Annotated in this window: 13 protein-coding genes; 4 read left to right on the top strand and 9 right to left on the bottom strand. The window is 67.1% G+C overall.

Annotation, left to right across the window (positions count from 1 at the left end):
• Positions 1–182: 182 nt before the first annotated feature.
• On the bottom strand, positions 183–968 hold the full coding sequence (locus Aple_RS49120) for a PhzF family phenazine biosynthesis protein (protein ID WP_155351690.1): 786 nt from the start codon (positions 966–968) through the stop codon (positions 183–185).
• 109 nt (positions 969–1,077) lie between these two features.
• On the opposite strand from Aple_RS49120, the gene Aple_RS49115 reads away from it, so the two are divergent.
• The gene (locus Aple_RS49115) at positions 1,078–1,458 is read left to right on the top strand and encodes a cell division protein SepF (RefSeq protein ID WP_155351689.1); all 381 of its coding nucleotides are present in this window, start codon (positions 1,078–1,080) and stop codon (positions 1,456–1,458) included.
• Positions 1,459–1,571: 113 nt separating this feature from the next.
• Here Aple_RS49115 and Aple_RS49110 read toward each other — a convergent pair whose 3' ends face one another.
• From Aple_RS49110 to Aple_RS49095, 4 genes are all read right to left on the bottom strand, one after another.
• Positions 1,572–2,852, bottom strand: a complete 1,281-nt coding sequence (locus tag Aple_RS49110) for a hypothetical protein (RefSeq protein WP_155351688.1) — start codon at positions 2,850–2,852, stop codon at positions 1,572–1,574.
• Positions 2,853–2,978: 126 nt separating this feature from the next.
• Positions 2,979–4,697, bottom strand: coding sequence for an arginine--tRNA ligase (argS, locus tag Aple_RS49105; protein ID WP_155351687.1), 1,719 nt, complete (start codon positions 4,695–4,697; stop codon positions 2,979–2,981).
• Positions 4,698–4,738: 41 nt separating this feature from the next.
• On the bottom strand, positions 4,739–5,764 hold the full coding sequence (plsX, locus tag Aple_RS49100; protein ID WP_155351686.1) for a phosphate acyltransferase PlsX: 1,026 nt from the start codon (positions 5,762–5,764) through the stop codon (positions 4,739–4,741).
• A 144-nt stretch (positions 5,765–5,908) separates the two neighbouring features.
• Positions 5,909–6,445: a DUF1707 SHOCT-like domain-containing protein gene (locus Aple_RS49095; protein WP_246265520.1), complete on the bottom strand. Its 537-nt coding sequence runs from the start codon at positions 6,443–6,445 to the stop codon at positions 5,909–5,911.
• 183 nt (positions 6,446–6,628) lie between these two features.
• Here Aple_RS49095 and Aple_RS49090 point away from each other — a divergent pair, with 183 nt between their 5' ends.
• Together Aple_RS49090 and Aple_RS49085 are read left to right on the top strand one after the other, a co-directional pair.
• Positions 6,629–7,948 (top strand): KamA family radical SAM protein, encoded by a 1,320-nt coding sequence (locus Aple_RS49090; protein ID WP_155351684.1) that lies wholly within the window; start codon positions 6,629–6,631, stop codon positions 7,946–7,948.
• Positions 7,949–8,271: 323 nt separating this feature from the next.
• Positions 8,272–9,054 (top strand): hypothetical protein, encoded by a 783-nt coding sequence (locus Aple_RS49085; protein ID WP_155351683.1) that lies wholly within the window; start codon positions 8,272–8,274, stop codon positions 9,052–9,054.
• A 157-nt stretch (positions 9,055–9,211) separates the two neighbouring features.
• Here the strand turns inward: Aple_RS49085 and Aple_RS52655 are convergent, their stop codons facing one another.
• From Aple_RS52655 to Aple_RS49070, 4 genes are all read right to left on the bottom strand, one after another.
• Entirely contained in the window at positions 9,212–9,388 is a 177-nt protein-coding gene (locus tag Aple_RS52655) for a hypothetical protein (RefSeq protein ID WP_170322050.1), read from the bottom strand.
• Between the two features lie 81 nt (positions 9,389–9,469).
• Positions 9,470–10,006 carry a YbhB/YbcL family Raf kinase inhibitor-like protein gene (locus Aple_RS49080; protein WP_155351682.1) on the bottom strand — a complete coding sequence of 179 codons (537 nt, stop codon included), beginning with the start codon at positions 10,004–10,006 and terminating at the stop codon, positions 9,470–9,472.
• Between the two features lie 340 nt (positions 10,007–10,346).
• Entirely contained in the window at positions 10,347–11,141 is a 795-nt protein-coding gene (locus Aple_RS49075) for an ABC transporter ATP-binding protein (RefSeq protein WP_155351692.1), read from the bottom strand.
• A 52-nt stretch (positions 11,142–11,193) separates the two neighbouring features.
• On the bottom strand, positions 11,194–12,108 hold the full coding sequence (locus Aple_RS49070; RefSeq protein WP_155351681.1) for an ABC transporter permease: 915 nt from the start codon (positions 12,106–12,108) through the stop codon (positions 11,194–11,196).
• A 476-nt stretch (positions 12,109–12,584) separates the two neighbouring features.
• On the opposite strand from Aple_RS49070, the gene Aple_RS49065 reads away from it, so the two are divergent.
• Positions 12,585–14,243, top strand: coding sequence for a peptide ABC transporter substrate-binding protein (locus Aple_RS49065; protein WP_155351680.1), 1,659 nt, complete (start codon positions 12,585–12,587; stop codon positions 14,241–14,243).
• Positions 14,244–14,289: the final 46 nt, after the last annotated feature.

The following is a 14,289-nucleotide window of genomic DNA, read 5'->3' as shown; positions in this document are numbered from 1 at the left end:
CCCCGCGGGTGGGCAGGGCGGACACGTAGGCCGACGTAAGACCGTGCCAGAGACCACCGCGCCCGCGATGGCCGCTGACCAGCGGCTAACGAGAGGCTAGCTATCACGGTCGGCCGGAGTGTCCGCCCACCCACCCGCTACGGCGCTCAGCCTTCACAGCATGGACGTACAGAGCCCAAAACTCAGACGTGGAGGTTGCCTGACCAGATGGTGATTGCTTGGCCTGCGAGGTCGACTCGGTCGTCGCGGAGGGTGGTGCGAACGAGTCCTCCCCGGGCGGAGAGCTGCCGGCCCGTCAGCGAGTGAACCCCGAGGCGCTGGGACCAATAAGGAGCCAGCACACAATGCGCGGATCCGGTCACTGGATCCTCATCGACCCCCGCCTTCGGAGCAAAGAATCGGGAGACGAAGTCCGCATCCGAGTCCGGCGAAACGGCCGTGACGATCACTCCGCGGACGTCAATCGAGGCGATCGCCGCCATATCGGGAGCCAGCGTTCGAACGATCTCCGGGGAGCTCAGTTCTACCAGGAGATCGAACTGGCTGTTACCCACCCAAACAGGCTCAGCCCCCAAAGCATCAGTGAGACCTTCCGGGACCGGACATTCCGTCGGCTGCTTGACCGGAAAATCCATGGTGATAAGTCCGGACGAGTCGCGGTCAACCGAAAGAATCCCACTCTGGGTAGAGAAGTCGATCCGTCCGCTCTCCTGCCCAATTTCATAAAGGATATGCGCCGCCGCAAGCGTGGCATGCCCGCAGAGCGCGACCTCGACCAACGGAGTGAACCACCGTAGCGAATAAGTCTCCCCCTCCCTCGGCATCAGAAATGCGGTTTCCGAATGCCGCATTTCCGCCGCTACTCCCTGCATCCACGAAGCGGTTGCCGGACCTTCCAGCAGACAGACGGCGGCGGGGTTACCCTTGAACGGCCGGTCGGTGAAGGAATCGACGGTGAAGATACGCATGTTATGCACCCTACAAAAAGAATGCCATGCTGTGGCGTGTCGGCTCGCCCATGGGTAATGGTCGGTTAGCGTCCCAAGTGTCGGGACAAACCCGGAAAGGACGAAGCCGATGGGGGCAGTGCGCAAGGTAGCGAGCTACCTTGGCCTGGGCGGGGCCGAGCAGTATGACGAGCCCTATGGCGAAGCAGAGTACGAAGACGACTGGATTCCAGCGTCGGAGCGGGCGGCCCGCCGGTGGCAGACGGAGGGCGAGCCCGCGCGCATCGTCATGGTCCGTCCAAAGAAATACGACGACGCTCTCACCGTGGGCCGCCACTTTCGGGAGGGCCACAGCGTCGTGATGGACGTAGGAACGATGTCAACGATCGAGGCTACGCGCATGGTCGACTTCGCGGCCGGTTTGGCTTACGGCTGCGAGGGCCGCATCGAGCGTATCGCCGAGAAGGTCTTCCTCTTGACCCCGTCCAACGTCGAGGTCTCCTCCGTGTGACAAGGAAACCAGGCGCCTGAACGCAACGTCGCTGAGTCACTCGCCGCTATCCGGCGACGCCCGAGCGCCGGAAGGTGCTCAGCGTCGTTGCGTTCGGGCGCAAGGGATGACTACTAGCCGGCTCGAGGGCCGCGGCGTAGGAGGCGGGTGAGGGCCGTCAGGTCGGCGGTGGCGGATTCGCGGCGGGTTTTGGATTCGCGGGCGTACTCGTGGAGGGCCCAGATGGCTCCGTCTGCGTGTTTGTGGAGTTCGGCGAGCTGCGCGTCGATGCGGGCGAGCTCCGCCAGTGCCCGTCGCCGGTTGCGTCGCAGGAGGTAAGCCCCCCACCCGGCAAGCCCGGCCCCGGCGATCGCGGTCGGCCAGAACAGCAGTCCCAGCAGCATCAGGCTGAGCCCGAGGCCAAGCAACACATATCCGCCAAGCCGATCAGGACGACGGGGCGAGTTCCGGGCAATGATCAGGCGCTCGGCTTCGGCCAGGGTCGACAGCTCGGGGCCGTCCGGCCACAGGATGATCGCGTTCCCGAGGACCGGCACGGTCACCGCTCCCGGCGTCTCCCCAAGCGTGCTCTCCGCGAGACGCTCAGCCGCCGCTCTGACCGCGGGCGCGGCCACATGAAGCGCCAGCGCGGCCAGATGAGGATCAGCCCCCGGCTGCACATCATGCAACAAGTGCCCGCTCAACGAGCTCAACGGCCCATCCATCTCACCGTCCCCGATGAGCGCCCGCAACACCGCCACTGGTTCCATCTCCGGCCAGTCCGCACTCGACGACACCACCGCGCCATCAGCCTGCCGTACCGAAAGGATCTCCTCGCAGCGTGCGCGCAACCGGGCGAGCCGGTCGGCGGCCAGCACCGGCCCGCCAAGGGCCGGAATCTCCGCGAGTTCCGGATAATCGGCCAGCGACGGCGGCACCAAAGGTTCAGGTTGCCCCGGGACGAGCGCTTTCAGCCAGAGTTCGTCCTCGGGTGGTACGGCGATCGCGTCCAGCTTCCGCAGCACGAAGATCTTCCCGGCAGGCCCGTACGCCCCTCGCGCGGCGGCCAGCCACAGCGCCCGCTGCCCGGAGGTGACAGGCTGGTCCTCGGAGAGGTCACCGAACGCGGTCCCCAGCCAGGACGCGTGGATACGATCTCCGTGCCCGCACACCGCCAGCGCCAGGCACAGGAACAGCGACGTGCGAGCCCCATCGAGCCGAGCGGCCCGCGCCAGCGGTTCGAGCGCGTCCTCCCCGTTCATGATGTGGACGAGCGCCTGCACGGCCGGCGACAGCCAATATCCCGGCACGTCGACATCCGGATAGGGCGGCGCGGTGCCGTCGGCCGAAAGGTGGGTCAGCAGCGCCTCGGCGTAACGGTGCAACCCCGAGGTGTCGGCTGTGCTGACGTCCATGCTCAAGCGTACGCTCCCCGACGGCCGGCGGCCCTACATGTTCAATGGGCGACCAAGTGGCCAGACACTCCCTTGACCGCGCCAAGACTAGACGTCATTGACCCACCTTTACCCGAAGGCGCGCCGTCACATCCGCTCCGGGACCTCGATTCCGAGCAGGTCGAGCCCTTGGGTGAGCACGCGCAGCGTCAACGCGACCAGCGCGAGCCGGGACTGCCGGTCCTCCTCGCTGTCGGCTTTGAGCACCGGGCAGTTCTCGTAGAACGTGGTGAACGCGCTGGCCGTGTCGAAAAGGAACGCGCAGAGCCGGTGGGGCGTGCTGGCCGCCCCGACCTCGCTGAGGATCGCCCCGAACCCGAGCAGCTGCAACGCCAGCGCCCGTTCGGCGGGATGCCCGATCCGGATGGGCCCCCGGGCCGAGGCGGGATCGTATTCGCCCTTCCGGAAGATCGAACGGATCCGGGCGGTCGCATACTGCAGGTAAGGCCCGGTGTTCCCGGTCAGGGCCAGCATCCGGTCGAAGTCGAAGACGTACTCGCTGTCGTGGCTGACGGACAGGTCGGCATACTTGACCGCACCCATGCCGACGGCCTGGCCGATCTCGGTCCGGGTGGCGGCGTCGTAGTCGCGGTCGGCGAGCACGGCGGCGGCCCTGGATTCGGCCTCTTCCAGCAGTTCGAGCAGCTTGATGGACTTGCCGGCCCGGGTTTTGAACATCTTGCCGTCGCTGCCGAGCACACTGCCGATCTGCACGTGTTCGGCTTGGACGTGGTCGGGCAGCCAGCCGGCCATGCGCGCGGAGGCGAACAGCATCTGCATGTGCAGGGCCTGGGTGACGCCGATCACGTAGAGCAGGCGGTCGGCTTTGAGGTCTTGGACCCGGTAGCGGATGGTGGCCAGGTCGGTGGTGGCGTAGCCGTACCCCCCGTCGCTTTTGCGGATCATGAACGGGAGGGGCTGGCCCTCGCGCCCGGTGAAGCCGGGCGGGAAGACGCACAGCGCGCCGTCGCTGATCACGGCGACGCCGCGTTCCTGCAGGTCGTCGCAGACCTGGGCGAGCACGGCGTTGTACATGCTCTCGCCGGCGATGTCGTCGTCGGTGAGGGTCACGTTCAGCTGGGTGTAGACCTTGTTGAAGTAGCGGATGGTGGCGCCCATGAAGATGTGCCACAGCCGCATGGTCTCCGGGTCCTCCGCCTGGAGGGTGACCACCCGGGTCCGGGCGCGCTCGCCGAACGCGGGGTCGGTGTCGAACTTGGCCCGCGCGGCCTGGTAGTAGTCGTTGCCCGCGCCGGCGGAGAGCTGCGCGACCGCGGCTTCCTCGCCGATGTCGAGCAGGTGCTCGATGAGCATGCCGAACGGGGTGCCCCAGTCGCCGAGGTGGTTCTGCCGGATGACCCGGTGGCCGAGGTGCTCCTGCACCCGGACCAGGGCGTCGCCGACGACGGTGGTGCGCAGGTGGCCGACGTGCATCTCCTTGGCCGCGTTGGGCGCGGAGTAGTCGATGATGACGGTCTGCTGCGCTTCGGTGGGGACGCCGAGCCGCTCGTCGGCGAGCTGCTCACTGGCCCGCGCGGCCAGCCAGCTGTCGGACAGGGTCAGGTTGAGGAAGCCGGGGCCGCTGACCTCGACCTGGCCGGGGATGTCGAGGTGACCGGCGATCTCCTGGGCGACCTCCCGCGGCGCGCGCCCGAGTCGTCGCGCCAGGCTCATCGCGACGTTCGCCTGGTAGTCGGCGAACTGGGACGGCCTGATCAGCGGGTCTTCGGCGGCATACTCCTGGCCGAAGGCGGCGGCCAGCGCCCGCTGGACCCCTTCGGTGAGTACGAGCTGCGGGTCGGTCATGGTCCAAGCCTAGCGACGCGCGGTCTTTCCCGTCGCCAGGGTTATCCCCAGAGGCGATGCGAGCGCGGGATGGCGCTCACCCGGTCGCCGACCCTGGTGACGATCTTGCCGGTGGCCAGCCGGGCGGCCAGCTCGCAGGCCGAGGCGATCCCCCTGGCCCGGGACGAGCCGTGCGCGATCACGACGGTTCCGTTCAACCCGAGCAGTACGGCTCCGCCGTGCGCCTCCGGGTCGAGCCGCCGGTAGAGCTCGCGCATCCGGGAACGTTGCAGGAGCCCGCCGAGCTTGGCGACGCGGCTTTCGGCGACGGTGTCGCGGAGCTGGCCGAAGGCGTACCGGACGCTGCCCTCCATGGTTTTGAGGGCGATATTTCCGGTGAATCCGTCGGTGACGATGACGTCGACCTTGCCGGTGAGTAGCTCGTGGCCTTCGATGTTTCCGGTGAAGTGCAGGCCGGGGCTGGCCTGGAGCAGTTCGTGCGCGCGTTTCGCGAGTTTGTTGCCCTTTTCTGGTTCGGCGCCGATGGTGAGGAGGCCGACTCGGGGGGTCTTCACGTCGAGGGCGGATTCGACGTACGCCGCTCCCAGGTGGGCGAACTGCACCAGCATTTCGGGCTTGACGTCGGCGTTCGCGCCCGCGTCGACCAGGATGGTCGGGTTCGGCAGGGTCGGCAGGGCGACCGCGATGGCGGGGCGGAGCACGCCGTGCTGGGCGCGCAGCCGGAGCTTTCCGGTGGCGACCACGCCGGCGGTGGAGCCGGCTGACACGACGGCGGCGGCGTCGCCGCGGCGGAGCAGGTGGCAGGCGACGGCGATGCTGGAGCGCGGGCGGCGCAGGCTGGCCAGCGCGCCCTCGTCCATGGCCAGGGTCTCCTCGGCGCGGACGATCGGCACCTCGCCGGTGGCGTCGTGCGCGGACAGCGCCTCGTAGAGCACCCGGGGCTGGCCGACCAGAACGACCGGCACGCCGAGCTCGCGCACCGCGAGGACGGCTCCCGCGACGATCTCCAGCGGGGCGTGATCGCCCCCCATCGCGTCCAGCGCGACGGGCAGGGTTTCACTCGCCATGAGTTGCCATCGAGAACACAGCGCCGTCCAATCGGTGACTCCGACACCGCCGACCAGGCGATTCACCGCGGCGAGAGTCTCACTAACACTGAATGGTAGGTCCGGCGCCGGGGTGCCCTAACTCCGCATGTCCCCGTCGGTGGCCTAGCGTGAAACGATCACTTTCCCGAACCTGGAGCTTCCGGTCACCCGGATGAGCGGCCCGTCACCGCTCCTGCCTCCCGTGACCTGGCGCTTGGAGAACAGCGCGCTGCCCTCGTCGATCACGTTCGCGTGCTCGGGGACCCGGATGATGAGCTTCCCGCAGAACGAGTTGAGCTCCAGGGTGATCTCGCGGCCGGGCAGCACGCTCTCGGTGAGGTCGATGATGAGCGCGCCGAAGACGGCGCTGAACGTGGTGTGCCGTCCTGGCACCCAGCGTCCGCCGCGGAGCACCTTGCTGAACACGGCCGAGACGTGCTGCCGATCGGTTCCGGTCGGCATGTTTGGACGGATCGTGTCGGGTAGATCCCCGGTGATTGGGACGAGATCGCCGACCGTCACGGCCGCGTAGGTGGCCTCCAGGCGGTCGGCGTGCTCAGCACTGGTCAGGCGGCCGGTGGCAAGCCCCTCAGCGATGACCCCAGCGACGCGGTCACGGTCGGCGTCGGAGGCGCGCTGACCTGGATCGTTGACTGTCACAACCGCCAGAGTACCGCGTTTCGAGATATGTCGCGAGTGGGCCAACTTCATGACAAGGACCTTTGCTAAATCGTGGAAGTGCCTGTTAAGTCGCCTGGCACCCGGTATATGAGTTGCATAGACGCCTGACAGACACAGTTGGTTTACACGAGGGCGGAAAAACTACCAAGAAGGGAAGGCCGAGTGATCTTTACCGAAGGGACCCGAGGCTTCCGCGCCTATACGAGCAAGCACCTCGACGGGCTCCTGAGCCGAGCCGGGTTCGACGACGAGGCGCGGCTGCGCGCCGCCGCGGTCGCCACCGTGCTGCCGTTTCGCACCAACGCGTACGTGGTGGACGAGCTGATCGACTGGTCAGCCGTGCCCGACGATCCGATCTACCGGCTGGTCTTCCCGCAGGACGACATGCTGCCCGCCGCCGACGTGACCCGCCTGGCCGGGCTGCTGCGGGACGGCGCCCCGGTCGCGCGGGTGAACGAGGCCGCGAACGAGGTACGGCGGCGGCTCAACCCGCATCCGGCCGGGCAGCTGGCGCTCAACGTGCCGAAGGTGGGCACAGAGCCGGTGCCGGGCATGCAGCACAAATACCCGGAGACCGTGCTCTTCTTTCCGAAGCAGGGGCAGACGTGTCACGCGTACTGCACGTACTGCTTCCGGTGGGCGCAGTTCATCGGGGACGCGGATCTGAAGTTCGCCTCCGGCGATGTGGACAGCCTGGTGCGCTATCTGGAGGCGCACCCGGAGGTGACCAGCGTGCTGTTCACCGGCGGGGATCCCATGATCATGGGGGAGCCGGTGTTGCGGCGGTATCTGGAGCCGTTACTGAAGGTGGAGCAGATCGAGTCCATCCGGATCGGGACCAAGTCGTTGGCGTACTGGCCGGGGCGGTTCGTCACCGATCCGGACGCCGACGCGACCCTGCGGCTGTTCGAAGAGGTGGTGTCCGCTGGGAAGAACCTCGCGTTCATGGCGCACTTCTCGCATTCGCGCGAGCTGGAGCCGCCGGTGGTGGCGGAAGCCGTCCGGCGGGTCCGGGACACCGGGGCCGTGATCAGGACGCAGGCGCCGCTGATCAGGTCGATCAACGACGACGCGGCGGTGTGGGCGGGGATGTGGCGGCGGCAGAGCGCGCTCGGCATGATCCCCTACTACATGTTCGTCGAGCGGGACACCGGGCCGCAGGACTACTTCGCGGTGCCGCTGGCGCGTGCCTACGAGCTGTTCCGGGACGCGTACGCCCAGGTCTCCGGGGTGTGCCGGACCGTCAGAGGGCCCTCCATGTCGGCCACGCCCGGCAAGGTGTGCCTGGACGGGGTGGCCGAGATCGCGGGGCAGCGGGTCTTCGTGCTGCACCTCATCCAGGCCAGGGAGCCGGAACTCGTCGGGCGTCCGTTCTTCGCGCGGTACGACCCGCGAGCCGTCTGGCTGGACGACCTGCGCCCGGCCTTCGCTGACCGGTTTCCGTTCGAACCCGCGGTGCCGGTCGCCCGGCTCAGCGCCTGATCCGATTCAAGGCGGCGGAAAATATGTTCCCCAGGCTCGGGAGGCGGGTTTACCGTACCTTTCTCCCGGGCCGGGGAGCATCTCCGAGCATGTCTCGCCAAAACCGGCTCTATGCCGATGACCAGAGGGTGGCCCTTAGCGCTTCCATTTCCGGAATTACCGGGCGCTGGTGCTTGCCCGGCCCTGATGAGCTGCGGATTTTCCTTTCGGCTCCGTGATGATAGAAATTCGGGTCAGTAGCCAATCAGCCGGCGTGCTGCGCCGGTGCACGGGGGTTCTTAGCTCTTATTCCGAGATTCGGAATAAGACCGGGAAGGCAAATCATGAAGCGAATGATCAAGGCCGTCATCGCGGTGGCGACTTTCGGTGTCGCCGCGGCCATGGCCGCGCCCGCCGTGGCGCAGACGCACGACGTCAAGCCGGTGGTGGTCGCGGGGGGCGACCCGATCAGCGACCTGCTGGGCGGCCTGCTCGGTGGCGGTGGCGGTGGCGCTGTCGGCGGTCTCCTGGGCGGCAGCGGCAGCCCGGTCGAGCAGCTCACCGGCACGCTCGGCGGGGTCACCGGCGGGCTGGGCGGGGTTACCGGCGGGCTGGGCGGCGTCACGGGCGCCCTTCCTGGCGTCAGCACCGGCAAGCGCATGATGGCCGCCCAGCCGGTCGGCATGAACACGCTGCTCGACACGCTCCAGGCGTCGCTCGGCTCGGTGCCCGCCGATCTGAACGGGTCCGTCTCCTCGCTCGGCGGGGTGGTCGAGGACCTGACCGGGACCACGGCCAGCCTTACCGGGGCCACTGAGGCCCTCGCCAGCACCGTGGAGAACGTCGTCGGCAACGCCGAGGGCACGGTCGCGGAGGTGGCTCGCGTCACCGAGTTCGGCAACCTCGTCACGGGGGCGCCCGGGCTGAACCTCGGCACGCTCGCACCGCTCACCGGGAAGGTCGCCGGAGCCGGCCTGGTCCCCGCTATCACGCCGACCGTCGACGCGGTTTCGACCGAGCAGCTCGCGAGCACCAGCAAGGGCGCGGCCACCCTGGTCAAGAGCGTCACCGACACCGCCACCAACCTTGTCGGCGGTCTCGCGCCCGCGCTGACCCCCGCCAACTAGCCGATCTCGTGGCGGCGCGTCATCACCGCTGCCGCACGAATCCCTCCAGCGATCTTCCGGACACGTTGGCGTGGCCACGTCAACGTAGCCGTACATCCAGACATCCGTGCAGAAGGCCGGGCATCCCCTGAGGGAGGCCCGGCCTTCGTGCTGGTGTTCAGTTGTACTCGCGCTCGCCTCCCGGAGGGCGCACCGAAGTGCGGCGGGCGATCTGGGCCTGTAGTCGGGCCATCTGCCAGTGCAGTTCGACGAGTTGCTCGGCGAGGAGGCCTCGCGGTAGTTCGGACGGATCCTCGGCGGCCAAATGATCGATGGCCGTCACCAGCTCACTCATCCCGCCCTCCCAGCGCATCGCGGTCTTTCCCTCAGATCGAATCTCCGTTCGAATCATAAGGGAACACCGGGCGCTGGCGCATCAGCTTTCGTATATAGGTGCGATAAAACCGCGGGCGAGGGTGTTGGCTGTGACGTTGAAGCCGACCACGGCGGGCGGAGTGTCCGAATCGACCCCGAGGGACTCCACGCTCAGCGCGTGCACCGCGAACAGGTACCGGTGCGGCCATCCCGGCGGCGGCGCGGCGCCCCCGTAGTCCTTGGTCGAGAAGTCGTTGCGCGCGTGCTTGGCCCCTTCGGGCAGCCCCTTGAAGTCCGGCGCCGTGCCCGCGCCTGTCGGCAGTTCGGTCACGTTCGCCGGGATGTCGAACAGCACCCAGTGCCAGAATCCCGACCCCGTCGGCGCGTCCGGATCGAAGCAGGTGACCGCGTAGCTCAGCGTCCCTTCGGGCGCTCCGGACCACCGCAACTGCGGCGACAGGTTCTGCCCCGTGAAGCCCCACCCGCTGAACACGTGCGCGTCGGGCAACGTCACGGCATCGCTGACATCATCACTCTCGACGTCCAGCTCCGGAACTTCGGGCAGGTGATCGTAAGGAATAGGCGGCGGCGTAGGCACAGTCTTCTCCGATGGCCGGGGTTGCTGATCTCTTCACCCCCATCCTGGTACGTCCCGCCATCCCGCGCCAACCAATCCCGGAGTGTCATATCGGGGACTTGCGAGGGGGTTCTCCCACCCACCCAACCCTTTGATTTCCCTCGGGCTCCGCCCGACCCCGCCATCCCCATGGTCACCCACAGAGCCCCCGGCAACCTCCGCGCCGTTAGTCGTATCCCGGCTTGGCCGCGACTGCGTCTGGACTGAGGAACGCAGGTCGCGAAGCGGCCGGAGAGACGAGGGAAGACGCAGGCTGAAGGCGGCCAAGCCCGCCGCGCCGGAGGCGCGGCCATAAACACTGTCAGGCTTTGTTGTACGCCGAGATGACTTCCTTGGGGTCGCCGTCCATCTTGATTTTGCCCTTGTGGAGCCAGATGACCCGGTTGCAGGTTTCCTCGATGACGTCCAGGTTGTGGGCGACGAGGAAGACGGTGCCCGCGGATTTGCGCATCTGCATGATGCGTTCCTGGGACTTGCGTTTGAATTCGCGGTCGCCGGTGGCGAGGGCCTCGTCGATGAGGAGGACGTCGTGGGTTTTGGCGGAGGCGATGGCGAAGCGGAGGCGGGCGCCCATGCCGGAGGAGTAGGTGGACATGGGGAACTGGACGAACTCGCCGATGCCGGAGAAGTCGACGATGTCGTCATACTGGGCGCGGACTTCGGCGGGGCTCATGCCCATGGCGTAGCAGCCGAGGACGATGTTGCGCTCGCCGGTGAGTTCCTTCATGAGAGCCGCGTTGACGCCCAGCAGGGACGGCTGGCCGTCGGTGAAGACGGCGCCCTTGTGCGGGGGGAGCAGGCCGGCGATGGCGCGCAGCAGGGTGGACTTGCCGGAGCCGTTGCGGCCGATGATGCCGATGGCGTCGCCGTGCCGGGCCACGAAGGAGACGCCCTTGACGGCGTGGATCTCCTTCATCTGCGGGCGGCCCTGACGCTTGACCAGGCGGAGCAGGGCGTTGACGGCGTTGCCCTTCTCGGCTTCGCTGGCCGCGCCGTAGACCTTGTAGACGATGTGGAGGTCGTCCACGATGACGGTCGGAGTGCCGGCAGGTGACGCCTGTGGTTCCTCGGCGGACACCGGCCACACCCTTTCCATCGCCTGGGCGCCTTGAGGAGCCTTGACAGCCTGAGCCGCCTCCACCTCTGCCTCAGCCACGGCCGTACCTCTCCTCGGCCCGCCAGAAATACCAGAAGCCGACAATGAGCGCGAACACCGCCCAGAATATGGCAGTCGTCCAGGCCCATTGTGGCGGGGTGTGCTCGTGAATGAGTAGGTCCCGCATCAGCTCGATGTAGGCCGCCACAGGGTTGAGCTCCAGGACGTAGCGGACGAAGCTCAGCGATTCCGGCAGGTCGTCCACCCGGGCCGGAATGCTGAAGAAGACTCCCGACGCGTACAGCCAGGTGCGCATGATGAACGGCAGTAGCTGGTTCATGTCGCGCGCGAACGCGCCGACCCGGGCCATAAAAAGGCTGGCCCCGACGTTGAAGATCAGTTGGAGCAGCAGCGCGACCGGCACGAGCAGCCAGCGTATGGTGGGTGACTCCCCGGTGAGCAGCACGATGGCCGTCAGCACCCCCATCGACCAGGCCAGCTGCTGCAATTCCTGCACCGCGTAGGCCAGCGGCAGCGCGGCCCGCGGGAAGTGCAGGGCCCGGATCATGGACAGGTTCCCGGAGATCGACTTCGCTCCGCCGGTCACCGTGCGCTGGGTGAAGGTGAAGATGAAGACGCCGGTGATCAGGAACGCGGTGTAGTTCGGGATGTCCTTCTGCTGGCCCAGGATCACGCCGAACATCAGGAAGTAGACGCCGGCGTTCAGCAGCGGCGTGAGCAGCTGCCACAGCTGCCCCAGCGCCGAGTCGGAATATTTCGAGACATTCCGCGAGGTCGCGTACTTGAGCACGAAGTGCCGCCGCGCCCACAACTGGCGCACGTAGGACGGCAGGCTCGGCCGTGCGATGGCACGGCGAAGCCCGTGGCGCCGGGCGAGCTCGGCCAGCGAATCCGTCGCTGGGCCGCCCGCCTGGGCGTCCGCGACGGCGGATTCCGGCTGGCTCATGGCATGGACTCTATTGGATGCTGGTGAACGAGAAGCCTGCGATGGTCATCCGTTGGCTCCTCACAGTGGTTCCGTACGGCCGCCGCGGCACACTACGCCACAGCTTGGTCAACCGTAGCCCAAGCGATCCTGATATGGGGACCAACACCACGACCCTCCCCCCAAAGCATCCCTCCGGCTTGACCACCGAGAGGCCATGTGTACCTTATTGAGTGGTTTGACCCCCTGTTAGACATTTGGGGCAAGCTTGTTGGAATGCGTGTGACGCCCGACTGACGCACGTGTGACCGAACTGCAACGCAGCAGAGACAAGTCTGCAGCAGGTGGTGAGGGATGCTCGCGGACGACTGGCAGGGCGTCAGCTGTTTTGACCGTGCTTGCAAATCCGGGCCCCCATAAGGGGCCGGGCGGCGCTTGGCAAGGACATTTCGCAGCTCAGCGCCGTAGCCCATCCTTTGAGGGAGGATCAACTTACTATGCGCGTAACCAAGGGCGCACAGATCATCGCCGGCTCCGCGCTGCTCGCGCTCGCGGTCGCCGCCTGTGGCGGCAGCGACGCCCCGGCGGCCGGTGGCAGTGCCCCCGCCACTCAGCCGGTGCGGGTCGAGATCGCCGAACCCCAGCACGAACTCGTCCCGGGCAACACCGCTGAGACCAGCGGCGCCGAGGTGCTCAATGCGCTCTTCATCGGCCTGGTGAACTACGACGCCGAGAAGAAGCCGATCAACCAGATCGCCGAGTCGATCACTTCGGACGACCAGACCAACTGGACCATCAAACTCAAGGATGGCTACAAGTTCCACGACGGCACCCCCGTCGACGCGCAGAGCTTCGTGGACTCCTGGAACTACACCGCCAACGGCGCCAACGCGTACGAAGGCAACTATTTCATGGGCAGCATCCAGGGCTACGCCGAGATGAACCCGGTCGACCCGGACGGCGAGGGCGAGCAGGTCGCGCCCCCGGCCACCGCCACCACGCTCTCCGGCCTCAAGGTCGTGGACAACCTGACCTTCACGGTCGGGCTGACCAACCCGTTCTCCGGCTTCCCGACGATGCTGGGCTACACCGCCTTCTACCCCATGCCCAAGGCCGCTTTCGGTCCTGACGGCAAGGTCACCGAGGCGTACGGCAAGAGCCCGATCGGCAACGGCCCGTTCAAGATGGCCAAGCCGTGGGAGCGGGGCAAGGACCAGGCCATCTCGGTCGTCCGCAACGACGACTACAAGGAGGGCAAGGCCAAGATCGACGCGGTCGACTTCAAGATCTACCTCGACCTGAACGCCGCCTACCGCGACCTGCAGGCCGGCAACCTGGACATCATGGACCAGCTGCCCGCCGAGGCCATCGGCAGCGCCAAGGCCGAGTTCGGCGACCGCTACATCGAGCAGCCCTCCTCCGGCATCGGCTACATCGGCTTCCCGATCAAGACCGGCGCCGACTACGCCAAGAACGCGGACGTCCGCAAGGCCGTCTCGATGGCGATCGACCGCAAGACGATCACCGAGACCGTCTTCTCCGGCACCCGGGTCCCGGCCGACGACTTCATCAGCCCGGTCGTCTCCGGTTACCGCCAGGGCGCCTGCGGCGAGGCCTGCACCTACGACCCCGTCAAGGCCAAGGAGCTGTTCGACAAGGCCGGCGGCCCCAGCCTGGGCGCGATCGAGATCGGCTACAACGCCGACGGCGGCCACAAGGAGTGGATCGAGGCGGTCGCGAACAACCTGCGCACCAACCTCGGCGCCGAGGTGACGCCGAAGCCGGTGGAGAAGTTCGCCACGATCCTCGACGACCTGGGCGCCAAGAAGTGGAAGGGCGGCTTCCGGATGGCGTGGATCATGGACTACCCGTCGCCGGAGAACTACCTCAAGCCGATCTTCGCGGCGAACGCGTCCTCGAACTACTCGGGCTTCAACAACAAGGAGTTCGAGGAGCACCTCAAGGCCGGCGACTCGGCCAAGACGCTGGAAGAGGGCATCGCGGCCTACCAGGCGGCGGACGACATCCTGCTGAAGGAGCTTCCGTACATTCCGGTCTACTTCTACCAGACCAACGGCGCCTACTCCCAGCACGTGAAGAACGTGAAGATCGACCCGTTCGAGCGGATCGACCTCTTCAACGTAGAGAAGGCTTAGGCGGATCTCATTCCGGGTGACTCTTGTAGTCACCCGGGATGCGCCA

Origin of the sequence: Acrocarpospora pleiomorpha (assembly GCF_009687885.1) — a bacterium.
Classification (GTDB): domain Bacteria; phylum Actinomycetota; class Actinomycetes; order Streptosporangiales; family Streptosporangiaceae; genus Acrocarpospora; species Acrocarpospora pleiomorpha.
This window is presented reverse-complemented; position numbering and strand designations above follow the sequence as displayed.

Coding starts and splice junctions, on each gene's coding strand:
- Aple_RS49070 (WP_155351681.1), bottom strand. CDS start 12,108: ATGAGCCAGCCGGAATCCGCCGTCGCGGACGCCCAGGCGGGCGGCCCA.
- Aple_RS49120 (WP_155351690.1), bottom strand. CDS start 968: ATGCGTATCTTCACCGTCGATTCCTTCACCGACCGGCCGTTCAAGGGT.
- Aple_RS49075 (WP_155351692.1), bottom strand. CDS start 11,141: ATGGAAAGGGTGTGGCCGGTGTCCGCCGAGGAACCACAGGCGTCACCT.
- Aple_RS52655 (WP_170322050.1), bottom strand. CDS start 9,388: ATGAGTGAGCTGGTGACGGCCATCGATCATTTGGCCGCCGAGGATCCG.
- plsX (WP_155351686.1), bottom strand. CDS start 5,764: ATGGCGAGTGAAACCCTGCCCGTCGCGCTGGACGCGATGGGGGGCGAT.
- Aple_RS49110 (WP_155351688.1), bottom strand. CDS start 2,852: ATGGACGTCAGCACAGCCGACACCTCGGGGTTGCACCGTTACGCCGAG.
- Aple_RS49115 (WP_155351689.1), top strand. CDS start 1,078: ATGGGGGCAGTGCGCAAGGTAGCGAGCTACCTTGGCCTGGGCGGGGCC.
- argS (WP_155351687.1), bottom strand. CDS start 4,697: ATGACCGACCCGCAGCTCGTACTCACCGAAGGGGTCCAGCGGGCGCTG.
- Aple_RS49085 (WP_155351683.1), top strand. CDS start 8,272: ATGAAGCGAATGATCAAGGCCGTCATCGCGGTGGCGACTTTCGGTGTC.
- Aple_RS49065 (WP_155351680.1), top strand. CDS start 12,585: ATGCGCGTAACCAAGGGCGCACAGATCATCGCCGGCTCCGCGCTGCTC.